The 22,925-nt window shown below is 48.4% G+C and carries 22 protein-coding genes; 6 read left to right on the top strand and 16 right to left on the bottom strand.

The genetic code is table 11. The features are described 5' to 3' along the window. Positions 1-99: 99 nt before the first annotated feature. The 3 genes from EFA69_RS17740 to EFA69_RS17730 all read left to right on the top strand — a co-directional run bounded on the left by EFA69_RS17740 (position 100) and on the right by EFA69_RS17730 (position 1,485). Positions 100-306 carry a hypothetical protein gene (locus EFA69_RS17740; protein WP_123134399.1) on the top strand — a complete coding sequence of 69 codons (207 nt, stop codon included), beginning with the start codon at positions 100-102 and terminating at the stop codon, positions 304-306. Between the two features lie 2 nt (positions 307-308). Further along, complete coding sequence (locus tag EFA69_RS17735; RefSeq protein ID WP_123134398.1) at positions 309-662, top strand: hypothetical protein; 354 nt, start codon at positions 309-311, stop codon at positions 660-662. Positions 663-852: 190 nt separating this feature from the next. Beyond that, entirely contained in the window at positions 853-1,485 is a 633-nt protein-coding gene (locus EFA69_RS17730) for a cytochrome c oxidase subunit 3 (RefSeq protein WP_123134397.1), read from the top strand. A gap of 83 nt (positions 1,486-1,568) precedes the next feature. On the opposite strand, the gene EFA69_RS17725 is transcribed toward EFA69_RS17730, so the two are convergent. From EFA69_RS17725 to EFA69_RS17705, 5 genes are all read right to left on the bottom strand, one after another. After that, positions 1,569-2,456 carry a DUF3822 family protein gene (locus tag EFA69_RS17725; protein ID WP_183906851.1) on the bottom strand — a complete coding sequence of 296 codons (888 nt, stop codon included), beginning with the start codon at positions 2,454-2,456 and terminating at the stop codon, positions 1,569-1,571. A gap of 237 nt (positions 2,457-2,693) precedes the next feature. Continuing rightward, on the bottom strand, positions 2,694-3,830 hold the full coding sequence (locus tag EFA69_RS17720; RefSeq protein ID WP_123134395.1) for an FAD-dependent monooxygenase: 1,137 nt from the start codon (positions 3,828-3,830) through the stop codon (positions 2,694-2,696). 64 nt (positions 3,831-3,894) lie between these two features. Beyond that, positions 3,895-4,974, bottom strand: a complete 1,080-nt coding sequence (locus EFA69_RS17715) for a 3-oxoacyl-ACP synthase III family protein (protein ID WP_123134394.1) — start codon at positions 4,972-4,974, stop codon at positions 3,895-3,897. A gap of 481 nt (positions 4,975-5,455) precedes the next feature. Further along, positions 5,456-5,803, bottom strand: coding sequence for an MmcQ/YjbR family DNA-binding protein (locus EFA69_RS17710; RefSeq protein ID WP_123134393.1), 348 nt, complete (start codon positions 5,801-5,803; stop codon positions 5,456-5,458). 73 nt (positions 5,804-5,876) lie between these two features. Further along, positions 5,877-6,704 (bottom strand): ion transporter, encoded by an 828-nt coding sequence (locus tag EFA69_RS17705; RefSeq protein ID WP_123134392.1) that lies wholly within the window; start codon positions 6,702-6,704, stop codon positions 5,877-5,879. A 330-nt stretch (positions 6,705-7,034) separates the two neighbouring features. On the opposite strand from EFA69_RS17705, the gene EFA69_RS17700 reads away from it, so the two are divergent. Then, positions 7,035-8,870, top strand: a complete 1,836-nt coding sequence (locus tag EFA69_RS17700; RefSeq protein WP_148041405.1) for a glycoside hydrolase family 10 protein — start codon at positions 7,035-7,037, stop codon at positions 8,868-8,870. Positions 8,871-8,909: 39 nt separating this feature from the next. On the opposite strand, the gene rlmF is transcribed toward EFA69_RS17700, so the two are convergent. The 3 genes from rlmF to EFA69_RS17685 all read right to left on the bottom strand — a co-directional run bounded on the left by rlmF (position 8,910) and on the right by EFA69_RS17685 (position 10,867). Further along, entirely contained in the window at positions 8,910-9,896 is a 987-nt protein-coding gene (gene rlmF / locus EFA69_RS17695; protein ID WP_123134390.1) for a 23S rRNA (adenine(1618)-N(6))-methyltransferase RlmF, read from the bottom strand. A gap of 211 nt (positions 9,897-10,107) precedes the next feature. Beyond that, the gene (locus tag EFA69_RS17690) at positions 10,108-10,473 is read right to left on the bottom strand and encodes a DUF2200 domain-containing protein (RefSeq protein WP_123134389.1); all 366 of its coding nucleotides are present in this window, start codon (positions 10,471-10,473) and stop codon (positions 10,108-10,110) included. Between the two features lies 1 nt (position 10,474). Beyond that, positions 10,475-10,867 (bottom strand): DUF1801 domain-containing protein, encoded by a 393-nt coding sequence (locus tag EFA69_RS17685; protein WP_123134388.1) that lies wholly within the window; start codon positions 10,865-10,867, stop codon positions 10,475-10,477. 364 nt (positions 10,868-11,231) lie between these two features. Here EFA69_RS17685 and EFA69_RS17680 point away from each other — a divergent pair, with 364 nt between their 5' ends. Together EFA69_RS17680 and EFA69_RS17675 are read left to right on the top strand one after the other, a co-directional pair. Next, on the top strand, positions 11,232-11,984 hold the full coding sequence (locus EFA69_RS17680; RefSeq protein ID WP_123134387.1) for an SDR family NAD(P)-dependent oxidoreductase: 753 nt from the start codon (positions 11,232-11,234) through the stop codon (positions 11,982-11,984). Positions 11,985-12,062: 78 nt separating this feature from the next. Then, positions 12,063-12,647, top strand: a complete 585-nt coding sequence (locus EFA69_RS17675; RefSeq protein ID WP_123134386.1) for a TetR/AcrR family transcriptional regulator — start codon at positions 12,063-12,065, stop codon at positions 12,645-12,647. A 595-nt stretch (positions 12,648-13,242) separates the two neighbouring features. Here the strand turns inward: EFA69_RS17675 and EFA69_RS17670 are convergent. The 8 genes from EFA69_RS17670 to EFA69_RS17635 form a co-directional block, all read right to left on the bottom strand. Further along, the gene (locus EFA69_RS17670; RefSeq protein WP_123134385.1) at positions 13,243-13,746 is read right to left on the bottom strand and encodes a YkgJ family cysteine cluster protein; all 504 of its coding nucleotides are present in this window, start codon (positions 13,744-13,746) and stop codon (positions 13,243-13,245) included. A gap of 874 nt (positions 13,747-14,620) precedes the next feature. Further along, positions 14,621-15,634, bottom strand: a complete 1,014-nt coding sequence (locus EFA69_RS17665) for a zinc-binding alcohol dehydrogenase family protein (protein WP_123134384.1) — start codon at positions 15,632-15,634, stop codon at positions 14,621-14,623. Between the two features lie 129 nt (positions 15,635-15,763). Then, on the bottom strand, positions 15,764-16,054 hold the full coding sequence (locus EFA69_RS17660; protein WP_194362535.1) for an SRPBCC family protein: 291 nt from the start codon (positions 16,052-16,054) through the stop codon (positions 15,764-15,766). 127 nt (positions 16,055-16,181) lie between these two features. Next, positions 16,182-16,634, bottom strand: coding sequence for a hypothetical protein (locus EFA69_RS17655; protein WP_123134382.1), 453 nt, complete (start codon positions 16,632-16,634; stop codon positions 16,182-16,184). A gap of 10 nt (positions 16,635-16,644) precedes the next feature. Beyond that, positions 16,645-17,532: a PD-(D/E)XK nuclease family protein gene (locus EFA69_RS17650; RefSeq protein WP_123134381.1), complete on the bottom strand. Its 888-nt coding sequence runs from the start codon at positions 17,530-17,532 to the stop codon at positions 16,645-16,647. A gap of 61 nt (positions 17,533-17,593) precedes the next feature. Continuing rightward, positions 17,594-19,465: a hypothetical protein gene (locus EFA69_RS17645; RefSeq protein ID WP_123134380.1), complete on the bottom strand. Its 1,872-nt coding sequence runs from the start codon at positions 19,463-19,465 to the stop codon at positions 17,594-17,596. Between the two features lie 121 nt (positions 19,466-19,586). Continuing rightward, positions 19,587-22,529, bottom strand: a complete 2,943-nt coding sequence (locus EFA69_RS17640) for an FAD-binding and (Fe-S)-binding domain-containing protein (RefSeq protein WP_123134903.1) — start codon at positions 22,527-22,529, stop codon at positions 19,587-19,589. Positions 22,530-22,662: 133 nt separating this feature from the next. Beyond that, positions 22,663-22,923: a hypothetical protein gene (locus tag EFA69_RS17635; RefSeq protein ID WP_123134379.1), complete on the bottom strand. Its 261-nt coding sequence runs from the start codon at positions 22,921-22,923 to the stop codon at positions 22,663-22,665. Between the last annotated feature and the right edge of the window lie 2 nt (positions 22,924-22,925).

Raw genomic sequence — 22,925 nt, 5'->3', positions numbered from 1 at the left:
CTATCCTGCTTGGATGTATTGTACTTTTTAAATGAAAGGCAGAAAAGAAACGCCTCGTTCTAAGATGCGTATTTTCAATGTTGTATAATCAAAACGAAAATGGAAAACACTACCCAACCCGTACAAAAACTCTCTGATCTGGCAGCTGTGCTCCTGGACAAACTAAAGGCCGCCCAAACCGACATCACCCTTGATTTTCAGGACATGTCTGTGCAGGGGCCCGGTCCGCAGGGGCAACCGGGGCAATGGCGCCTGAACGGCAAACTCACGCTCAAGTCAAAATCAACCGGCACCAATCAGTCCTAACCATGACAACTCTTCCGTTTGAGATCTCGGCACAGCTGGTTTTAACCGTGCTGGAAGACAAGGTGCTGGTGGTGGCTGAGGAGAACTACGTGATTGTGAATTTCACTGACCATGCGGCCCTGGAGCGCGTGATGCGCAACCTGCTGCCGCCTTCCGCCGGGAAAGGCGGTGGCGGCGGAATTGCCGGTAGCTTGGACAAAGCCAAGGAGGTGAATCAGAAACTGTTGGAGGCTGGCCTGGTGGTAGACGTGCGGGTGAACAATAAAACGTACGTGGAGTTAGGAACCGGCGCCTCGCCCAGAATTACTGCCAATGCCGTTTTTGGAAAGGTGGGTTCCTGGTTTAAGAAAAGCTAATCTAGAGGGGGTAATCGCTCAGAATTTAGGCACTCGCGCACATGAGAAGCGGCAGATGCAACGTTCTTCCTGAAAAATGCATCTGTTTTAGTGAGTGCCTAAACATAATGCTGTGCCCCAGGGTACTACAGTAAATAATTGTCTTAGAAGTGGCTAGGCTGAACGTGGCAGGGCGAAGAAATGAACCAACATGAAATCTGAGAATCAAAACAAGATTGGGGCCGGTAAAATGTCCAGTTTTGAGCGCATTGAGAAAGTGCCCCCGCTCAAAATGCTGCTCTACATAAGCATGGCTGGGATGGGAATGCTGTTCCTGGTGCTCACGGTCATGTTTCTGGTAAAGGCCAGTGAAGCCGCAACTGCCACGCCATTCTTACTGCCCAAGCTGTTCTCCGTAAGTACGGTGGTGCTGCTGGTGAGTAGCTTTTTCATGCACCAGGCACCCACCTTTTATGCCCAGGATGACTTAGTCCCCATGAAAAAGCATTTGCTCAGGTCTTTGGTGCTGGGCAGTGTCTTCTGCGTGGCGCAGGTCATTGCCTGGTACGAGATGGTGGAGGCCAAGATCTTCTTTAACGGACACCCAGCCGGTACATTTTTGTATCTGCTCTCCGCGCTGCACCTCCTGCACATTGGCGGTGGGCTGGCGTTCTGCTCATACCTGTTCGTGAAGACGAACCGGGCCGCCAAAGACCCCATCCGCACCCTGGTGTTTATCCGGGACCCGTACCGCCTCATGCAAGTACAGATGCTGCGCAGTTACTGGCATTTCCTGGACATCCTCTGGATCGCGCTTTACTTTGTCTTCCTCTTTGCTCTCTAGGAAGCGATACAAATAAAGAGGCCTCTAAACGAATGAGTTTAGAGGCCTCTTTATTTGTGTCACTTCCCTGTTACCGCACCAGCTTAATCGCAGAAATGAAGGCTGTAGAGGTCAAAGTTGCGGTGGTTGAAGAGGGTCTCAAAACGGTAACTGAAACCTACGCCCGTGGGCTTCTTCCCGAACTGCACAAACCTGATGTACCGGCGCAGCACCTCGTGCAACTCAGAATCCAGCAGCAGTTCGCCCCATACCAATACTTTATCCTGATCGGGGTTCATTTTCTTTTCCTGCAACACAAACAGCACGTAGTAAATAAAGTCCTCGGCAGTAGTGAAATAGAAGGAGTTGCAGAATTCCAGCTTGAGCCCTTGCAGGACTACCAACGTCACGTAATTCTTGTCCACGTAGACATAGAGCTGCGGGCGGGTGCTACGTTCGGCCATGTGCAGGAATCCCTCCATGAGCGCAGAGGTCTGGTGCACAAACTCTACACGGGTCTGGGGGAAATGCTGTTGGGTCCAGGCCTGGAGGGAAGCGGGCGCCGTGAACACGTTCACCAGTTCCAGCCGGGGGTGTTCATGGTGGTAGACGGTTTCCTGGTCCTGCTCCACCACGGCGTTCAGGCGCAGGTATTCCTCGCGGGCATTCTGGTCAAATAGCGTCTCCGGAATTAGGGTAAACTGCTGGTTCTTGATCCCGATGCGCACCTGCTGCCACTTTTTCTCCTGTAACAGCTGATTGGTGTGGGACAGCTGTTCCAGCGCGGCAATGGCTTGCTCTACCGTACAGGGTCGTTCGGCCTCATAGTCTTCCAGGGCCACAAACTTGTTGTGAGGGACATCCAGAATGCCTATACGGATGCGGTGGGCCCCAAAACTGATGTACAGGTGGGCACTGGCGCACTGAGAAAAGTCAAAAGCATCGTCTACAACGCGTTGCGTCTGTCTGAAAGCCGGCACAAACGTATTCAAGGGCAGGAGGAACGTATAGGTTTGGGTACAATATTACTCAAATTATGCCTACTCCCCATGCCGCCCAAGTATATTAGATCACAGCCAATGGATGAAATAATTCCTTAAGTTATTACTAGGAAGTATTTTACAGGCCCCAAATTAAATGCAGAACAGAAGTAGAAAGCAAAGCCTGGGTGGTGTTCAGATGATTTCCGTTTAGGGGCTTCTTTTCTGAAAACAGCCCCTAAACGGAAGCTAGAAATCCACGGAATAAACTTTCTCCAGTTGCCGGTCATTGACCCAGGTGGGCAGGCGGCGGAGCGCGAAGTTCCGGAGCTGGATGTACAGATTGTTCTCAGACTGTGCCACGTTGCCCAGCAACCTGGACTGGCGCGTGATCCAGTGGGTGCGGGGCATGCGGCGTTTCTCAAATCGTTGGGCGGCCCGGTTAAAATCAAAGTCTTTTCTCAGCTCATCCATGAAGACCACCGCATCTTCCACGGCCTGGCAGGCGCCCTGGCCCATGTTGGGGGTGGTGGCGTGGCCGGCATCGCCTAAGAGCAGCAGGTTGGGGAACGCAAACCGGGAGAGCGGAGCCAGGTCATAGAGATCGTGCCAGAGCAGTTGTTCAGGTTTGGTGTGCCGGAACAGCTCCGGAATAGGAGAGTGGTAAAGTTGGAAATGCCGCTCCAGGTCCTCAACCCGCATGGCTTTCATCTGGGGGCTGTTCTGCGGCGCATTAATGCAGGTAAACCAGTAAATCTTGTTCCCTTTGATGGGCGACCAACCCACCCTACCGGCTTTGCCCCAGGTCTCAGAGGCGTATTCGCTTTGTAAGCCGGGGTTGTCAATGATGGCGCGCCAGCAGGTATACCCGGCATAGCGGGGCGTGGACTGGGGCAACAGCTGCTGCCGTATGGCCGAATGAATACCGTCTGAAACGAGCAGATGGTCAAATGTCTGTTCCTCACCGTCCTGAAACTGAACCGTAATGCCCTTGGCAGCGGGTTTGGTGCCCACCGCGCGCTTGTTGGGGTGCAGACTGTGGGCCGGTAATTGCCGGAGCAACACCTTGTGCAGGTCGGCGCGGTGAATCACGAAGTTATCCAGGCCATATTTGGCACTGATGGCGCGGCTGTCGGTGCGGTTGATGAGGCGGCCGTTCTCCTCCAGAATATGGAAACCGTTGAGGCAGTTGCCTTCGGCAATGACCTCTTCCTGAATGCCCAGGCGTTGGAACCCATGGATGGCATTGGCGGCCAGCGCCAGCCCAGCCCCTACGGGCTCAAACTTTGGGGCGGAGTCAAACACCTGCGCCTGTATGCCCAGTTTCTGCAACGCAATAGCGGTGGTAAGACCGGCAATTCCGCCGCCAATAATTCCAATGTGCATGATGATCTTCTACTGCTTCGCTCTTTTCAATCAATAGAACGGTGAAAACGATACCTTATGATGGTTAAGGAACCTGATAGATAACGGCATTGGCATTCATGCCTGCCCCCACTGAGGCAAACACCAGAATATCGCCGCTGGCAAAACGTTGGCCTTCCATCTGGTTTCGGGCAATCAGATCATACAGGACCGGCAGGGTAGCCACTGAGTTATTCCCGAAGGTATTGATGGTCATGGGCATGATGCCGGCCGGAATGGGTTCCTGGTTGTACAGCTTAAAGAGCCGGTCCAGCATGGCCTCATCCATTTTCTCGTTGGCCTGGTGCAACAGTACTTTTTTAACGGCAGTGAGCGGGATGTTCGCTTTCATGAGGCAGTTTTTGATGAGCTGCGGCACCGTTTTAAGGGCGTACTCATAAATTTTGCGGCCATCCATCTTTATATAGAGGTCTTCCTGCGGTAAATCGGGGTTATAGGAAGGCGAGGAGTTGAGCCAGAAAGTTTGGCTAAGGGTGTCAGAGACGGTGAGGTGCTGCAATACCCCAGCCTTGGGTTCTCCCGCGCGTGCCTCCAGAATGACGGCCCCGGCCCCGTCTGAGTAAATCATGCTGTCGCGGTCATGCGGATCAGTGACGCGGGAAAGGGTCTCTGACCCGATGACCAAAACACGTTTGGCATCGCCGGACTGGAGGTAGTAGTGCGCCTGAATAAATCCCTGCAACCAGCCGGGGCACCCGAACGGGAGGTCATAGGCCACGGTGTAGGGATTGGCGATCTGTAATTTATGCTTCACCCTGGAGGCCAGCGGGGGCATCATGTCTACCCGCCGGTTGTTGTCCTTCACATCCCCGAAGTTATGGGCCACAATGATGTAGTCCAGGGTTTCGGGGTCAATCTGCGCGTGCTCAATGGCTTCCTTCGCGGCCAGGTACCCTAAATCTGAGGCTACCTGTTCTGGTGCGGCGTAGCGCCGTTCACGTATACCAGTGATCTGCTCAAACTTTTGGATAATAACCTCATTGGGGTGTACCAGTGGTTTGCCAGAAGCATCATAGAACGTGTTCCGGATAAAGTTTTCATTGGGCACAACAGTAGCCGGTAGATAACTGCCGGAGCCAATGATCACGGTGGAAAGGGAATGCATAACGGGTGGATGTATGTCCAGAATAGGAGGCAGTAAAGGGTTTACCTGTGGCTTTTGCTACAAGCGACAAGCGGATGAGAAGATAAGGTGCAAAATTAAATTGGGAATTGAAAATGCTAAGGTGCGGAATCTGCCGCAGAAACCCACTTTATCTGTTTTTACGCTAAAACAGGAAAAAGCGCCCCTAAACGGAAAGTGCTATTTAGTCTAAAGGAATCTGAGGGGAACAGCAGGGGTATGGGAGGGGAAAGGATCAGCCGCAGGGACTTAATCGAAAATCAGTTTGGCGCCGCCCAGGAAAATGAAGATCCAGATTAACCCCTTGATCAGGAAAAACATGAACCCCGCTACCCCTATCTTCTTTAGATAATTTTTCCAGTTTGCCATCTTCTTAGAAACAGAACTCCTGCTTGTATAGTTGAAAGAACTCTACGAAGAAACAGCATTTGGCGCAGGAAGTCAAACAAATGCCCGTGGTTCTTTACAGCAGCCCCGCCGCCTTCAATTCTTTCTTGGGCATCTTGCCTTTGATCAGGTCATACGATTGCCGCACCAGCGCCGTGACTTGCCTCTCTGAGAGTGGGTGACCTTCTTCCAGCAGCACCCATTTATAGCGGGCCAGGTAAGGCGCCGGCACCACGCCGGGCTGCGAAAGGAGCTCATCAAACTGGTCGTCGGGGACTTTGAGGGAGAACGTGAGCGGCGGTTCCAGGCTGGCCACGCAGAACATTTTCCCGCCCACGGAAAAGCACAGGTCATGGTCCCATTTCACGTCTTCAGAGACGGCGGGCAGGGAAAGGCAGAAGGTTCTGAGATGGTCCAGGGGCATGGGTGAGAGAAATTTCGTTCCTCCAAAGATAGGGCGTTTAGCGGCTCTTTTTCCAGAATCTGGCCCAAAACAGTTATGCTTTGGCACTGATGAGTTTCAGCCCGCAGTTGCGGCAGAAATTGTCGCGCTTTTTCACCTCCTGGCCGCAGTCTGGGCAGACCCGGGTGGGGGTGAGGCTGGCCTTGTTTGGTTTCAGCTTAGACAGTTCCACGGTCACAATGCCGGTAGGCACGGCAATAATGGCGTACCCCATGAGCATGACCAGCGAAGAGATGACCTGGCCCAGCGGCGTGCGAGGGGTAATATCACCGTAGCCCACGGTGGTAATGGTGACCACGGCCCAGTAAATGCTCTGCGGAATGCTGGTGAACCCGTTCTCTTCGCCTTCCACCACGTAAATCACTGAGCCAATGATGAGCACCAGACTGAGCACCGCCATGATGAAGACCGTGATTTTATGCGCACTGGCCTTAAGGGCGCTGGTGATGAGCTGGGCGTTCTCAATATAGCTGGTGAGTTTGAGGATGCGGAAGACGCGCAGCAGCCGCAGCACCCGAATGGTCATCAGGAACCGGAACCCCGGGATAAAGAAGGCGATAAACGTAGGCACCACCGAAAAGAAATCAATGAGGCCGTAAAAGCTGAAAATGTACCGCCACGGGCGCGGATGGCTGTAAATGCGCAGCAGGTATTCCAGCGTGAACACAACGGTGAACATCCACTCCAGCCACCGGAAATGAGCGCTCCAGGTGGCGCGGTAGGAGGGAACGCTCTCCAGGCACACGGTCAAGGTAGACAGCAGAATCATCCAGAGCAGCACCACGTCAAACCTTCGGCCGGCGGCGGTGTCGGTGCCATGGATGATGGTGTAGAGGGTATGTCTGAGGTCTTGGTTTCGCATAGATCTTGCGGTACTTCTACTCCAATTTTAGGAAGTGGGTTCGGGCGGCGGCGCGGCTGAAAGCGTTGGTGAGGCACATGGCCTATGCCGTTCCCGTGCTTTCCGCTGCGCCGCCGCCTGCAAAATAACACTCTTTTAAGGTAAGACCCGGCAACGGCTGCGCGTTTAGGGGCTTATTTTCCAAAAAGAGCCTCTAAACACGCAGCGCGTTTTCAGGGTTTGGGGCATGAGGCAGGTAAAGTAAATGAGGAGAAACCATTATTTGCCTGTTCTTCTTACCTTTGCGGCCGTACCTGGTGCCCCCGCCGCTTTCTCTTCCCATTGCCTTTTATGTTCAAGCACTTTGCCCTTGCCTTCAGCCTTTTTGTACTTTTCTTAACCAGCGGGGCGCAGGCCCAGGAGTTGCCCAACCGCGAGTTTAGGGGTGTGTGGGTGGCCACCGTGGCTAACCTGGACTGGCCCGTGCAGGGCGCCCCGCCCGAAAAGCAGCAGGAAGCACTGCGCCAGATGCTGGACAAGATCAAAGCCGCCAACCTCAACGTGGTGTTCTTCCAGATCAGGACCGAGTGCGATGCCTTTTACCGTTCCAGCCTGGAGCCTTGGTCGCGGTTTCTGACGGGGGTACAGGGCAAAGACCCTGGGTATGATCCCTTAGCGTTCGCCATACAGGAGGCGCATAGCCGGGGGCTGGAGTTGCACGTGTGGGTGAACCCCTACCGGGTGAGCACGGTCGCTAATCCTAATGTGTACAGCCCGCAGCACGTTTCCAAGGCCAAGCCCAATTGGTTGCTTACCTTCTCCAACGGCAAACGCATCCTGAACCCGGGCCTGCCCGAAGTGCGCAATCACATAGCCGCCGTAATCAAGGAAGTGGTACAGAACTATGACCTTGACGGCGTTCATTTCGATGATTATTTCTACCCGTACCCCGAGGGCGCTTTTCCGGGCATCGGGAATGAAGACACCCAGACCTACAAAACCCACGGCACGGGCTACAGCAACATCAAAGACTGGCGGCGCTTCAACATCAATGAAACCATGCGGCTGGTGCACGCCCAGATCAAGGCCCTGAAACCGCAGGTGCGATTTGGGGTGAGCCCCTTCGGGATCTGGAAAAACGGCGAACCTGCCGGTATAGCGGGCATGGATGCCTACAACGCCATTTACGCCGATGCCGTGCACTGGCTCAACAACCACTACGTAGACTACATCACGCCGCAATTGTACTGGGCCATTGGGGGCCGCCAGGACTACCGGAAACTGCTGTACTGGTGGTCAGACAAAGCCCACGCCGCCCAACGGCATCTGTATCCGGGCCATATCATCAGCCAGACGGGCTTTACCATGGAAGAAGTGCCGCACCAGATTGAGATTACCCGCTCTAACCGCGAGCAGAGCGCTCTGGGCAGCGTCTTTTTCCGGGCCACCCAACTCCTGAACAACACCAACCTGATCGCGACTTCATTGGAGGCGGCCACGTTCCGGTTTCCGGCCGCGCCACCGGCCATGGACTGGAACGGCGGAAACGCCCCGGCGGCCCCATCAGACCTGACTGTGACGCTGAACGAGAGCACCGGCGCCTATGAAGTGCGCTGGGCCCGAAATCCGCTGAACCGTCATCCTTTCAAACGGTACCTGCTGTACGTAACTTCCTCCATGCCCGCCACCGGCGATCTGATTCCCGAAGGTGCCGTTAGGGCGTTCACATCTTCAGAAATGGCCACTGTGGCCGCGGCCGATGTTCCTTCCCCGGCTTCCTTCTGGACCGTGACGGAGGTAAGCCCCGCCAACGTGGAGAGCGAACTCAGCAATGTGGTGGCCCTGGGCAGCGCCCTGCCGGTACTGGCTCAGCAACCCAGCACTACTGCCCCCGCCTTGGGTACGCCGCCCACCGGTACACTCCCTGAAACGCTTTCGCCCGCCCAAATAGCTGCCGGGAACCGACTTGGACACGTGTACGTAACCATTCAGCTCCAAAAGAAATCCAGCGTTAAAGCTGAACTCTACACCCTCGACCGGAAAAAGAAGACCAAGGTATTGAAGGAGAAATACAAAGCCGGCAGCCACACGCTCACCATTCCGCGCGGAAAATTGGCAAAAGGGACCTATCTATTGGTGCTGGAGTACGGCAAGCAGCGGTCGGTGCAGAAGGTGGAGTTTAAGTAGGGATTTTGCGTTTAGGGGCTGTTTTTGGAAAAAGAGCCCCTAAACGCCCTCATGCCATCTGGTCTGTACCCAGGTTTGCCGTTGCTTAGGGTTGAGAAAAGTCCAGGCAATGAACCGGCTGGCTTTGTTGCCCTGGCTCATGGAAATGGTTTGCACCTCCAGCGCCCCGGCTTTTTCCAGAGCTTTGTACACGCCCTTCAGGGTTTCACTTTTAGAGACCAGAGAGGTGAACCAGAAGCAGGAAGTGGCGAATTCCCGGCTCTGCCGGATCATCTCTGAGATAAACCGTTCCTCGCCGCCCGCGCACCACAGTTCATTGTGCTGTCCCCCAAAGTTAAGCACCGGCGTTTTGACGTGCTTTTGCCGGAGGTTCCGGAGTTTGCGGAGCGTGCCCGCCTGCGCCTCCTGAGGAGAAGCATGGAAGGGTGGGTTGCAGATGGTAAGATCAAAATGCTCGCCCTCCCGGATGATGCCCCGGAAAATGTCCTTTTTGTTCGGCTGTAGGCGGAGCTCAATCTGGCCTTTCAGAGTTGGGTTCTTCTCCACAATCTTATTGGCCGAGGCTATGGAGACCGGATCTATGTCTGAGCCCACAAACGACCAGCCGTATTCCCTGTTCCCGATGATGGGGTACACACAGTTGGCTCCTACGCCAATGTCCAGGCATTTGACATGAGGCCCCCGTGGGAGTTTACCCGTTTGCGCAGCCGGTTGATGGTTGGTTAGCAGATCGGCGAGGTAATGGAGGTAATCGGCCCGGCCGGGAATAGGGGGGCTGAGGTAATTATTGGGGATGTCCCAGTACCGGATGCCGTAGAAGTGCTTCAGGAGCGCCTTGTTCAGGGTCTTTACCGCCTCGGGGCTGAAGAAATCAATGGATTCATCCCCAAACTCGTTCCGCCGCACGTAAGGACGCAACTCCGGACAACTGGCTATGAGATGTTTAAAGTTATACCGCTCCCTGTGCTTGTTGCGCGGGTGCAACCCTGCTTTCTCTTTAGGATGTTCTTTCTTTCTAGGGTGCATGGCAAGGAGAGGGCAAAGATTCTGGTAAGGCTTGTTCGCATTCACGCATGAAAGACAAACCCGTACGCAAAGCTACGGCTTTATAGAATCAGTGTCACTAACCAGATTCCGCCTTTACGGGATCATTGTCCTTTGCTCTTAGCTAACGAAGGAGGAAGGCGTTCTTCCTTACGGCATAGTCTTTAGCTCCATGGCAAGCAATGCGCTGGTTTTACGCCTGCCGCAGAATCTTCTCCATTTTCTTGCCTTTCGCCAGTTCGTCTACCAGTTTGTCTAAGTACCGGACCTGTCTGGTGATAGGATTCTCAATGTCTTCAATCTTGTAGCCGCAGATGGTGCCGGTAATAAGGTGGGCGTTTGGGTGGAGGTTAGCCTCCCGGAAGAAGGCTTCAAACGTCACTTTTTTCTCTACCAGTTCTTGCAATTTTACTTCATCATAGCCCGTCAGCCATGCAATAACCTGGTGCAGTTCTGCTTTGGTGCGGCCTTTGCGCTCTACTTTGGTCACGTAGTGCGGGTAAACCGAGGCGAAGGCCATGCTCGCCATTCTAGCATCATGTTCGGGCGTTGGTTTCATGCTAAGATAGCCGTTCCAGTTGTCCTTTCCGTTTCACCAGGTTCTTGTAATCCCACTGGATCTCCCGGGCTTTCTTCAGCCAGCGCTGCACCTCATTTACCTCCACCTGCTCGGCGGTGGTATAGCTGATGGAAGCATCTTTGAACTTTCCGGTGCCCGCCTTCAGCTTCTCCTCCCCGAAATCTGCCCCGCTCCAGAACATGAGCCGCACGCCGCTTTTCAGTTTGCTGTACCCTACAATGGGGTTGCCGTTCAGGAACCAGACCGGGTGAGCGTGCCAGATTTTGCTTTCCGCCTCGGGCAATTCCGCGTCAATGACCGTGGCCAGCAGATCGCAGATTTCCAGGTCGCCCGCTGATTGGTTTTGGTGATACGCTTGGATTTCCTCTTTCATAATGGCAATATAAGAGACTACCTCTTGATTCAGAAGAGGTTATTGCGTTTAGGGGCTCTTTTCTGAAAAAGAGCCCCTAAACGCAAGCGTAAAGTACACATTGGTTTTCAGATGATTTACTAATGCGTGCTGCCTATGCATTGAACGGCTAGTGCTGCTTAGGGAGCAGAGAGTTCATTTTAATAATCTCCCTCCAGATGTACCGACCTGCTTAAAGCCAAATACTTGCCTCGCCTTCACCTAAGCTAAGTGGGGGAGGCTTTCCCCTTTCTTCCAAATCTTTGAAAATTTTATTTGGAATGCTTGTTCCACTTAATTTACATTTGCGGAACAATCATTCCAATATAAAACGAAGAAGAAAAACATGAGAAACTTAGAAAACAAAGTAGCGGTGATTACGGGCGGCAACTCTGGGATTGGCTTTGCCACGGCGCAGGAATTTATCCGGCAGGGCGCTAAAGTGGTTATTACGGGGCGCAACCAGCAGACCCTTCAGGAAGCGGTTGAGCAATTAGGCAGTAATGCGCTGGGCATTCGTTCTGATGTGGCCCAGATGAAGGACATAGAAGCGCTGGTGGAGCAGGTAAAGGCCACCTACGGCACCGTTGATGTGCTTTTTGTGAATGCGGGTGTGGCGTTGCAGGAACCCATTGGGCAGGTGACCGAAGAAACCTTTGATACGCTCATAGACATCAACTTCAAGGGGGCGGTATTTACCACCGAGAAGTTTATTCCTATTCTAAAGGACGGTGCGTCTATCATTCACATGACCTCGGTAAGTGCGTTTGTGGTAGCTACCGGAACCGCTATTTATGGAGCCAGCAAAGCGGCCCTCACCGCCTATAGCAAGTCAGTGGCGGTGGAGTTATCCGACAGAAAAATCAGGGTGAATATTGTGGCTCCCTCTATGACCGAGACGCCGATCATCTACCAGGGCCAGTTTGCCAACGAAGAGATCCACACGTTCATCAAAAGTAAAATGCCGTTCCGGCGATACGGCAAACCAGAGGAAGTAGCCAAACTAGTCTCTTTCCTGGCTTCGGATGATGCTTCCTATATTTCCGGGGGAGAGTTTACTGTGGATGGCGGAGCTTCGGTGAATGCCATCAGGTTATAATTTTTTTGCCTAAATCTGGAACATCCGTTCCGTATTCTGTATCTTTGTGGGGCATTTTTGTCTCACAAAGATATTTTTATGGCCAGAACGAAGGTATTTGACGAAGATCTGATCTTAAACAAGGCCATGCACTTGTTTTGGGAAAAAGGCTACACGGCTACCACGGCCCAGGATTTGGTGGACCGGCTGGGCATTAGCCGCTCCAGTTTGTACGACACCTACGGCGACAAACACTCGCTGTTTGTGAGAGCCCTCAAAAAATACCGCCAGGAGCGTATTGACCACGTTATTCAGGAAGCGGCCACCGCCCCGGATGTAGAGAAATACCTCCGGGATATGTTTGAATACGTGAAGAACGAAGCCCTTCAGGAAAATTACGCCCGAGGTTGCTTTATCGTCAACTCAGCGGTGGAGTTGGCCCCGTGTGACCCCGAGGTAGCCACTATTGTGCAGTCGATCACCCAGGACATGGAAGATGCGGCGTGCAAAGCCATCCAGCGAGGGCAGGAGCAAGGCGTCTTCACCACGCAGTTTTCGGCTCTGGCGCTGTCTCGGTTCTTCCTCAACACCTTGAACGGACTGCGGGTTACGGTAAAGGTGGAAACTCGCAAACAAGCCTTTGATGATATTATCAACGTGTGCCTGGCTGCTTTAAAAGCTTAATGTATAGATAGGAACGTTGCATTCTGTTACCATTTCTCCTGGAAGTTCTTCATGAATAAGCACGTTGGGGAGTGGCGTTTGCTGAACAAACCAATATAATAAATACAGTGATAAAGTTGACACCTGCTTAAAGACCATTCACCTGAGTCAAAAAATAAATTAACGTGAACTCGGTAATTATTTGGCTCCTTTAGCCAACCTTATCACAGGTTAAGCGAGCGGATTCTCCCCTTGAGGGGAGATAAAGAGGGGTGTTTACACAGAGGACACACATCTCAGAATTTATCACAACAGGTAACTTCTTATAATTGAAGAAGAATATGGGAAGCAATGCGTGATCGGCAGGTGTAAACACCCCATTAACTCCCCTCAAGGGGAGAATTCGCATGTATTAGGCGATATTGGGGTTTCCGAGGATACTTATCGTTCCTAAAGCCTTTTTCAGTTCCCGAGTTTACGTTGAATTACAGTTTTAGCGTAGATTCATAAAAACGGCCCCAAAACGCAAAGTTGTTTTGGGGCCGTTTTTATGAAGTACAAAAGAAAATAAGGATTTATAAGTTGCTCTCTCTTAGTATGATTGCTTCCGATCTCATTAAAACATAGAGCCCCCAAATTTACTTGACAGCAGACTGTCCAGTTGGTTCAGTTCAGCTCTTAACGCTAAATGGTCTTGGGTTGCTAATAATTCAGCCCCGTTATTGAGTAACAACTTATTCAATTCAGCCATTTGAAAGTAAAAAGATTGGGAGTGCAGCTTGATCTGCAGAGAATCTAACCTTTCTTGTAAGGCGATTTTTTTTAGTTTCACCTCTTTGGTGATTTCAACAGCAGCATCAAAAGCCAGTTCTTTTTCATCTAGGGCTTTTAAAAGAGCGCACTCATACTTGGCGCATTGTTTCGGCCTATTGGTATAAATAGTGCAACCATCACAGAACTTTTTACAGGGCTGAAGAAAAAAACCTTCCCCATTGGAATTCTCCACATCCATCATATCCCGGTAGGCGGGCAATTCTTCCCGGCCCAGCTGCACAAAACCAATCACAGTGCCGTCACAACATAATCCACAAGCTAAACAAAGATTGGTTGAGTCATCCATATTCTTCAAATGTAAGGCTTTTGTACTGTGTTTACTTACAGAATATTTTCAATTAGAGGCTTAGGGCTTGTGCATACGCAGGAGCGGAGTATGGGCACTTGCTGGGTAAATGCAAGAAAGCCGAATTGGATAATAAATCGTGTGAACCCTCTCTATTCAGGTTATTATAGTTAAACCTTGTAGGTGGGAATTGCTTTTATTGCTTTTTGCCCTTGTTGGTGTTATCACCAACAAGCAGGATAGCTCCTGTCTAATGGGTTTGTTGGTGATAACACCAACAAAGGCGGAGCAACATCTTCAATAGGGTGCTAACCTTTCGCATTTGCAAAGCGCACAGCGTAAGAAGTTCTTTCTATATTAGACGTGTTTACCATCAAGTTTATTGGTTTAAGCATTCCTTTTTTATAGTCGCTTGTCTCAAAACTGTCCTAAACGTAGATAAGCTTTTTAATGACGGGATGACCTTAGAAGGGGCGAAGCCTGCTTGTACTTGGTTATAATATTCGGTAGCTGTGTCCACCCAATCAGGCTAAGCTTTTTCTGTTTTTAGGTCGTTTTGAGAAAAGGAGCCGCTAAACGCCGACCGATAGAACCACCCGCTTTTCAATAGAGAGATTCTTCTGCCACCTGCCGCTTTTCAGCCTCTTGTTTAATCACTTGTTCCGCTTAGTAAGAAAGTAAAAAGACAAATTTAATTATACATTTTGTCATCCTGAAAGGATCTTGGTGACGAACTAGATAGGCTCTTATAGACTGCTACTGCCGTTCGCCACCAAGATCCTTTCAGGATGACAGACAGGAGAGGAATGTTTCGTTATTTCTGTCCAAGTACTTAGTTACACTGGCCTCAAGAATTACTTTGCAATTTTGTCTTTTAGAACTTCAGGACCACTTTTCCAATGGCTTTGCCGCTTTCCAGTAAACGGTGCGCTTCTTTCAGGTTTTCGGCGGTCAAGCCTTGCATAGTGGTATGAAGGGTGGGTTGTAAGATGCCCTCCTCCAGCAGTTGCGCAATTTTGTTTAGAATGTGGTGCTGCTGTATCATGTCTTCGGTTTGATACATAGAGCGCGTAAACATCAGCTCCCAATAAAAGCTCACACTCTTTCTTTTGAGCTGCTGTAATCTTACAGGTTCGGTCGGGTCGCTGATACAACCTACCTTTCCCAGCGGTTTAATGAGTTCTACTATGGCCTCCCAATATTGATTCAGGTCTACAAAGTCTACAATAAAGTCTACCTGTTCAAAGCCGATGTTTTTTACCTCACTCACCAGGTTGGTGTGGTTGACTACATGATCTGCCCCCATTTTTTTGCACCAATCAATGGTCACGTCTCTGGATGCAGTGGCAATCACGGTTAACCCCAGCAGCTTTTTAGCCAGTTGGATGGCAACGGAACCAACACCTCCAGCACCGCCAATGATAAGAAGGGTTTTGCCTGCATCTTTCTCTTTGCTCAATTGAAAATGGTCAAAGAACAGTTCATAGGCCGTAAGGGACGTGAGCGGCATGGCGGCAGCTTGTTCCATGCTGATGTTTTTCGGGGCGAACCCTACAATGCGTTCATCCACTAACTGATACTCCTGGTTAGAGCCTTCTCTGGTAAGGTCTCCTGCATATAATACCCTGTCACCTTTCTGGAAGAGGGTCACCTCCTCGCCGGTAGCTTCTACGGTACCTATTGCATCCCAACCAATGACCTTCGGGGTATCTTGTTGCTTGTCTTTGAGGCTGTTTCTTCTTATTTTATAATCTACAGGGTTGACCGATATGGCTTCCACCTTTACCAGAATGTCTTTTCCTTGCGCAGTTGGTATTTCTTTTTCAAACTCAAGAAAGCTATCCGCTTCCTCAATGGGTAATGACGTTTTAAATCCAATTGCTTTCATAAGATCTGTTTCTTTGGTATTAGATAGAAGTTCTAGAAACTGTTACCGATAAATTCCTGTGGGGTTGTCAGGAGTTCTTCTTTCCCCTATCTCTATCAGTTCTACTTTTCAGGATGCTTACAGCACCGCCTACTTTTCCATAGCGAGAACCTCCTGCCACTTGCCGCTTTCCGCCACTTCTTTGATTACCCGGTTCCGCTCCAAAAGCAGGTGCGGCCTATACTGCTTTAGAAACAGGTAATCTGCCAGCTTGCCCAGCACACCCAAGGGCGAGGTATAGTGAAACACATCTATCATGTGAGTAGTCCCTCCGGCTAAGGCCTCAAACCTGTGCTTATGCCTAAAACTTTTGAACGCGCCGGTGAGCATTTCATCTGCAAAGAAATAGGACAGCTCAAATGCCGTAATGTGGCTGCTCAACTTATTATTTTTTGCATTTGATATTTATCTCCTTTATTAATTCAGTCATTTCAGGAGTTTGAAATTTTCTTACCTTATTAATTAACTGATCTGCAAATTCAGCGGTTTTATTACCTGCATACCAAGATTATGTTCTTGCGTCAGGAAATCTACCATCATAAACAGTGTCAAAATAAAAATTTCTGTATTCCCAGCCAATTGTTTGAAAGTCGCTTCCATCTATTCTGTCAAAACAAGTTTGTAATATGCTGAATTTAGGATCTTTCAATAACTCACCTACTTTAGACATGTCTAGATAACCAGCATTTGAAAAAAGTCTGAAAGCGTCACCATAGAAGTGAATCATAAGGCTTTGAGGGTTTTCATTTCTAATACTCCATTTCATATCCCAATGATTCCAAATGGTTATATCCCAGTCAGGATTGCCATTTCTCTTTTCTCTTTGATATACTTCTGTTTGTAATTTTTTCCACCATCTATTTTGGATTTCTCCATTTCTGTTCATTAGCTCGCAAAAAGAATTCCATTTGTCAGGTGAATCAAAGAGATCCATTGCTCTTATTATAAGTTCTTCATTCATTTATTTAAAACTAAAGATTGTTGCATAAGTGTTGATACTGAATTATATATTCTCTAATCCTATGGTTGTCTGCAGGTAAAACACTTAAACAGTTAGTTAACCATCTTTGAATGTGCTCATCAAAAGACACTATAGTTATTTGTATTGGTACTATATCAGGAAGGTCATGATATGATGAGTATGGGAGTTCTTTGGGCTTTGAAATGCTTTGATATTCCAGCTCTTTATGTGTGTTTGGAACTAAATAAAGGATTTTATAATTGTTAACATTTCTTTCATAGAAGCTTGTGCTATACTCTTTTGTTTTTAAGAATATAGCATTGTACCAATACCTATACAATTGGTTTTTTTGATCAATAGCCCAATTTGACTTATTCTCAATTATAATAATGCTATGTGGAAGTTTCCTTGTAATTAAAATATCAATTCTACCAATTTCTGCTGTTACATCCCAAACTCCTTTTTCAGGAGATTCAACGTTTAACATTTTAAGAAATTCTAAAAGGAATTTCCCGCCTTGACCATGTGTTTCATTAGTATCTAGTAAAAACTGTAAAAGCTTACTATGCATGGTTTCTTGTATACTAAATCCAAACTTGTCCTTCAGAAGATTGAATATATTAAAATTATGGCCAGCTTTATAATGTTTTTCATTATCAGTTAGGACATTTCTATACCATAATATAATGTTATCAAATGAAATTAAATTATAGTAAGCTGTAGTTCTTTTAAAAAGTTGACTAATTGAAAAGACTACTGATTTATGCGAAACTATTGATTTCCTATTTGTATCGTTTTGAATAAGGGCCCAATCATCAATGATATCTTGGTTTATAGAAAGAAATTTATAATTTTTGTTCTGTATAGCTGTTAAATAGCAGTCAAGCACTAATTTCATGTTTAAACTAAATTCATATAACGAAAAATGCCTAGCCTCCGATTATAAAGTTAAATCAATATTAGGAGTTATGTTTAATAATAAGCTTCGCGCCATATCCTTTTACTTCTCTAATGCGATAGCCAGTACAATTTTTATTAAGAATGGAAATTAATTTTTGGTTTAGATCTTTTTTTGCATCGCGATAAGGGGTTCTAGTATTTTTCGATTCATGTAATTCAAGTAACATAGTATCTTCATTGAATTTTAAGACTAATGAATCTATATCAGTCACTTTTCTTTTATCTGGGGATTTGGAATAGTCATATACAGTAATTCTAGATAAACAAGCTATTGTGGTTCCTTTAAATTTTCTTTTAATTGATTGCAATAATTGTTTTAGTTCATGTTTTCTGTCATTATTAGTAGTTGTAGAAATTGCACGATCTACTTCAATAGTAAGTAGGTCTTCTTCATTGTTTCGGTTAACTCCAAAAAATTTATAATCTTTTGATGTGTGATGATCTATGTCAAAATAGTAGTTATCTTTTATATGAAATCTAAGGACTGCCCATAATATATTTCTGAATGCTGGTATATTATTTTCTATTATTTGTTGAAAATATTCAGATGAAATACTTTCAAATATTGAATCACGAAGAATTGTTTCATTGTCTTCAGATAAACTTATATTTTTTATTCCTTTGTTTAAGCCGTCAAATATGTGTAATTTATTGTGTATTAAGTTTATTAAGGTGCCTCTAATCTGGTTTTCTAAAATTCCGTTTATATTAGTTAAGAATTTTGGTAAATGACTTACATCAAAGTGATTATCTACTATGTAAAAGTCTATTACTCTAATTGAAGTGAAAGGATTGAAGTCCAAAGACGCTTCCACGTAATTATTTATGCCTCTTTTTACTGTTAAGCAGTTTCTAAGTGCTTTTCCTATATGAATTTCATCAACATTATTAATATGCAATTCTATACGCAAAAAGTGTGTGAGATTACATTCATTTGGATTTGCAAGCCCATTATTAAACGCTCTCTCGATACAAGTATTGATATTGTCCTCTAAAGAGGAAAATGCATTAATTTCATATGCCCTTTGTCGTGTCTGGCTTTTTATATTTAAATAAAGCGTATCGTAAAGAAGAGACATCATAGGATTAAAAATCTGACTTGCCCTTGTTTGTTGATATCTGTTCTCATAAAAATCAAAAGATAGAACAGTTGATAATATATCAATTGAAATAGGTAGAGATGAATTTCTAGAGTCAAGTGCTAGAATAGAAAGGTCTCTGATGTTATTGTAAATTATCTTTAACTGCTCAACTTGTAATTGGTTGGCTATTGTAGTAGTTAATGACGAGTCAAGTAATAATAATTTATATACAGATATAATTTTCTTTTGAATATCAAGTTTTCTAGGTATAGATTTGTATATTCTTCTAATAGATAAAATGTGATGAAACTTAATATAATCAAAATTGTCTATTGTATTATTAGCCCAAATCTTAAGTTCATCGTCCTTTAATGAGTTTATTAATTGAGATCTGAAGCCTTTTTTTTGATTTGCCTTTAGAAGAAGTGCTTTTTCATCACCTACTGTATTTTTGCAATGTCCAAAGTTTGAAAGAAGAAACCACATTTTAATAACATCATTTCCAAAATAGCTTTGTCCATTTATTTTTATATTACCCTGTGCACTTGTAGTTCCCTTAAAATTATTATCTGCTAATTCTGAAATAACACATTGTATTATAAGGTATTCATATCTAGAGTGGTTTACACCCTTAAATGCTCTAGCAATTAAGCCAAGGTGAGGGATGTTTTTTTGTCTTGCTATCTCATTCTCTTTTTCATATAATTCAAAAACTATAGAGGCTAAATTAACAAAGTTAACATATACTTTGCCTAAAATTGGAATATCCTCTTCAATTCTTCTTTCCATAATTGAATTTAATACCAGTTGGTTCTCTAATTTTATTTGTTTTAGTTTGATCAATTAAATTGAATTATAAATAATGAAAAAGGGCTAAATCTAAATTAGCCCTTTTTACTATAACCACCCATTACCTCAACGCTTCATACAAAACCTCAATAGGGTGCTGGGCGTCTCTGCCGGTGCCGTCGTGGATTTGGTGGCGGCAGCTGGTGCCAGGGGCGGCGATGATGACATCGGCGGGTTGTTGGCGGACGGTAGGGAAGAGCACCAGTTCGCCTACTTTCATGGAGACCTCGTAATGCTCGGCTTCATACCCGAAGGAGCCGGCCATGCCGCAGCAACCCGATGGAATGACTTCCACCTTGTAGTTGGCTGGTAAGCTCAGCATCTGCTGGGTGTACAGCACGCTGGAAAGCGCCTTCTGGTGGCAGTGGCCGTGCAGTTTAATCAGGCGGGCCTCGTCTTTGAAAAGATCCTTCTCAATATTCTTGTTCAGGATTTCCCGCGCAATAAACTCATCAAACTGAAGGCAGTGGATGGAAAGCTTTTTGGCGTCTTCCAGTTGGTCTTCGTCTACCAGATCCAAGTACTCATCACGGAAGGAGAGGATACAGCTGGGTTCAATACCGATGAGCGGCGTCTCTGAAGAGATTAGTTTGTGCAGCATGGCTACATTCTTCTGGGCCAGTTTCTTGGCATCGCGCACCAGACCCTTAGACAGGTAGGTACGGCCGCTTTCTTCGTGCTCTGGTATCACTACCTCATAGCCCAGCTTCTCCAGCAGCAGCACCGCTTTGATACCAATAGGCGTGTCATTGTAGTTGGTGAACTCGTCGCAGAACAGGTACACCTTCTTCTTGAAGGTCTTGCACTCTTTCAGTTTCTCTTTCTGGTGCTTCTTAAACCAGCTGCGCAGCGTGGTTTTATGCAGCAGCGGCAAGGTGCGCTCCGGCGCGAACCCTACGGCTTTCTTGAAGGCTTTGGCCGTGAAATCGTTTTTGAAGAGCAGGTTGTAGGCACCCGGCAGGAGTGCCGCCAGTTTGTTTGCGTTGTTGAAATTAGAGATGAGGCGCGTCCGGAACGGAACGCCGTTGGCATCATAGTAATGCTGCAGGAACTCGGCTTTCAGCTTGGCTACGTCTACGTTAGAAGGGCACTCAGACTTGCAGCCTTTGCAGGAAAGGCACAGATCCATGGCATCTTTGATTTCATGGTGGTCAAAGCGGTTGGCTTTAGGCGAGCGGGTCAGGAACTCGCGCATCACGTTGGCTCGTCCGCGGGTTGTGTCTTTCTCATTGCGGGTCACCATATAGCTAGGGCACATGGTACCGCCGGTGAGATGCGTTTTGCGACAGTCGCCGGAGCCGTTGCAAAGCTCAGCGGCTCTGAGCACGCCCCCCGCCTGGCTGAACTTGAACACCGTGTCAAACTCTGGGGTCTCCTGTCCTGGCTCATAGCGCAGGAAGGTGTTCATAGACGGCGTGTTCACAATCTTGCCCGGGTTGAAGATGTTGCCCGGGTCCCACACGCGCTTCACTTCTTCCAGCAGCTTGTAGTTTTCCTCGCCAATCATGAACGGGATAAACTCGCCGCGCAGACGGCCATCGCCGTGCTCGCCGCTCAGAGAGCCGCGGTACTTCTTCACCAGGTGGGCAATCTCGGTGGCAATGTCCCGGAACAGCTTATTGCCTTCCTCGGTCTTCAGGTCAATGATAGGCCGCAGGTGCAGCTCTCCGGTGCCCGCGTGGGCATAGTGCACGCAGTACAAGCCGTACTGCTCCAGCGTGAGGTTAAACTCCCGGATGAACTCTGGCAGGTCTGCCACATCTACCGCCGTATCTTCAATCACCGCCACTGGTTTGGCATCTCCGGGGATGTTAGACAACAACCCGAGGCCCGCTTTTCTGAGCGTCCAGACTTTCTTGGTGTCGGTGCCCAGTACCAGCGGATAGTGGTAACCCAGTTTATTTTCTTCTAAGTCTTTGATCAGTGCATCGGCCCGCTCCTGAATAGCGGCCTGGGTATGGTCGGTGAATTCCACCACCAGAATAGCGCCCGGGTCACCTTTCACGAAAAAGCGGTTCTGGCTCTGCTCAATGTTGGTTTTAGTACACTCCAGCACGTAGTGGTCCATGAGCTCACTTGCACTTGGGTTATGGCGCAGCGCCACCAAATTCGCCCGCAGCGATTCATCTACGGTTTCGCAGTGGATACACAGCAAGCCAATTTCCTTTGGCGGAAGCGGGTCTGCGTGCAGTTTGATCTCCGTAAGGAACGCCAGTGTACCCTCTGAACCGGCAATCAGTTTACAGAAGTTGAACGGCTCTTTGCCTTGGGTAAACGGCTCGGTCTCCAACAGCAGGTCAATGGCATACCCGGTGTTCCGGCGCTGGATGCTGGGTTTCGGAAACTCCGCGCGGATGTTCTCCTGCGTAGGCACGTGGCTCAGCATGGCCTTGGTGGCCTGGTAAATGCGCGTCTCTAAGTCGCCACTGGTATTCTCACCGCGGCATTTGGCCTCAAATTCTTCCAGGGTCAGCGCCCCGAATTCCGCCTCCGTGCCATCGCTCAGTAGGGCCTTCACGCTCAGCAAGTGTTCCCGCGCGCTGCCGTACACAATAGAGTTAGACCCGCAGGAGTTGTTGCCCACCATCCCGCCAATCATGGCGCGGTTAGCGGTAGACGTCTCTGGCCCGAAGTACAGGCCATGCTGCCGCAGAAACATATTCAGCTCATCCCGTATCACGCCCGGCTCCACCCGCACCCAACCTTCCTCAGGGTTTACCTCCAGAATCTTGGTAAACGTCCTGGACACATCCACCACAATGCCAGCTCCCACTACCTGGCCCGCCAACGACGTCCCCGCCGTACGCGGAATCAGCGATGTGCCTTCCAGCCGGGCAAACTGAATCAGGGTCTTGATGTCCTGTACCGAGGCAGGAAACGCGACGGCAAGGGGCACCTCCCGGTACGCCGAGGCATCGGTGGCGTAGAGGGTGCGCATGGTGTTGTCAAAGTGGAGCTCTCCTTCCAGCTTCTGGGCAAGGTACTGTAATTTCTCTGGGTTCATGAACGTAGGCAAACCAATGCGGCCAGGGCCGGCAGCATCGGCTTTTGATCTGGTAAAGCGTAAACCGGTGCGGGGAGTGGGGGAAGAAGGAACCTGCTTTCTTTTAGTGAATACCGGCTTCGCCCCCACAAGATCACCAAAAGCCGAATGTAAGGGCTAGGGGGGGAAAGTCAAAAAGGAATTTGTACGGTTTTACAGCTTCCGGGGCATCTTTTGGCAGGAGGAGGGCGTTTAGCGGCCGTTTTTCTAAAATCAGGACCAAAACGCCTCCCGCATAAAGTCCCCCTTGGAAGGGGGTAGGGGGATGATGACTCATGCTGATGATGGCATTCCCGAGAATCATTTTCTCAATCATTTTAGCTGAAGTTAATGGTTCTTCTGCCGTCTTGGTCATCC

The sequence above is a fragment of the Rufibacter immobilis genome (assembly GCF_003721565.1).
Taxonomy (GTDB): Bacteria; Bacteroidota; Bacteroidia; order Cytophagales; family Hymenobacteraceae; genus Nibribacter; species Nibribacter immobilis.
This window is presented reverse-complemented; position numbering and strand designations above follow the sequence as displayed.

What these genes read in the sequence shown, in the direction of transcription:
- EFA69_RS17740 (WP_123134399.1), top strand. Translation starts at nt 100, where the DNA reads ATGGAAAACACTACCCAACCCGTACAAAAACTCTCTGATCTGGCAGCT.
- EFA69_RS17735 (WP_123134398.1), top strand. Translation starts at nt 309, where the DNA reads ATGACAACTCTTCCGTTTGAGATCTCGGCACAGCTGGTTTTAACCGTG.
- EFA69_RS17730 (WP_123134397.1), top strand. Translation starts at nt 853, where the DNA reads ATGAAATCTGAGAATCAAAACAAGATTGGGGCCGGTAAAATGTCCAGT.
- EFA69_RS17720 (WP_123134395.1), bottom strand. Translation starts at nt 3,830, where the DNA reads ATGCACATTGGAATTATTGGCGGCGGAATTGCCGGTCTTACCACCGCT.
- EFA69_RS17715 (WP_123134394.1), bottom strand. Translation starts at nt 4,974, where the DNA reads ATGCATTCCCTTTCCACCGTGATCATTGGCTCCGGCAGTTATCTACCG.
- EFA69_RS17710 (WP_123134393.1), bottom strand. Translation starts at nt 5,803, where the DNA reads ATGCCCCTGGACCATCTCAGAACCTTCTGCCTTTCCCTGCCCGCCGTC.
- EFA69_RS17705 (WP_123134392.1), bottom strand. Translation starts at nt 6,704, where the DNA reads ATGCGAAACCAAGACCTCAGACATACCCTCTACACCATCATCCATGGC.
- EFA69_RS17700 (WP_148041405.1), top strand. Translation starts at nt 7,035, where the DNA reads ATGTTCAAGCACTTTGCCCTTGCCTTCAGCCTTTTTGTACTTTTCTTA.
- rlmF (WP_123134390.1), bottom strand. Translation starts at nt 9,896, where the DNA reads ATGCACCCTAGAAAGAAAGAACATCCTAAAGAGAAAGCAGGGTTGCAC.
- EFA69_RS17690 (WP_123134389.1), bottom strand. Translation starts at nt 10,473, where the DNA reads ATGAAACCAACGCCCGAACATGATGCTAGAATGGCGAGCATGGCCTTC.
- EFA69_RS17685 (WP_123134388.1), bottom strand. Translation starts at nt 10,867, where the DNA reads ATGAAAGAGGAAATCCAAGCGTATCACCAAAACCAATCAGCGGGCGAC.
- EFA69_RS17680 (WP_123134387.1), top strand. Translation starts at nt 11,232, where the DNA reads ATGAGAAACTTAGAAAACAAAGTAGCGGTGATTACGGGCGGCAACTCT.
- EFA69_RS17675 (WP_123134386.1), top strand. Translation starts at nt 12,063, where the DNA reads ATGGCCAGAACGAAGGTATTTGACGAAGATCTGATCTTAAACAAGGCC.
- EFA69_RS17670 (WP_123134385.1), bottom strand. Translation starts at nt 13,746, where the DNA reads ATGGATGACTCAACCAATCTTTGTTTAGCTTGTGGATTATGTTGTGAC.
- EFA69_RS17665 (WP_123134384.1), bottom strand. Translation starts at nt 15,634, where the DNA reads ATGAAAGCAATTGGATTTAAAACGTCATTACCCATTGAGGAAGCGGAT.
- EFA69_RS17655 (WP_123134382.1), bottom strand. Translation starts at nt 16,634, where the DNA reads ATGAATGAAGAACTTATAATAAGAGCAATGGATCTCTTTGATTCACCT.
- EFA69_RS17650 (WP_123134381.1), bottom strand. Translation starts at nt 17,532, where the DNA reads ATGAAATTAGTGCTTGACTGCTATTTAACAGCTATACAGAACAAAAAT.
- EFA69_RS17645 (WP_123134380.1), bottom strand. Translation starts at nt 19,465, where the DNA reads ATGGAAAGAAGAATTGAAGAGGATATTCCAATTTTAGGCAAAGTATAT.
- EFA69_RS17640 (WP_123134903.1), bottom strand. Translation starts at nt 22,529, where the DNA reads ATGAACCCAGAGAAATTACAGTACCTTGCCCAGAAGCTGGAAGGAGAG.
- EFA69_RS17635 (WP_123134379.1), bottom strand. Translation starts at nt 22,923, where the DNA reads ATGACCAAGACGGCAGAAGAACCATTAACTTCAGCTAAAATGATTGAG.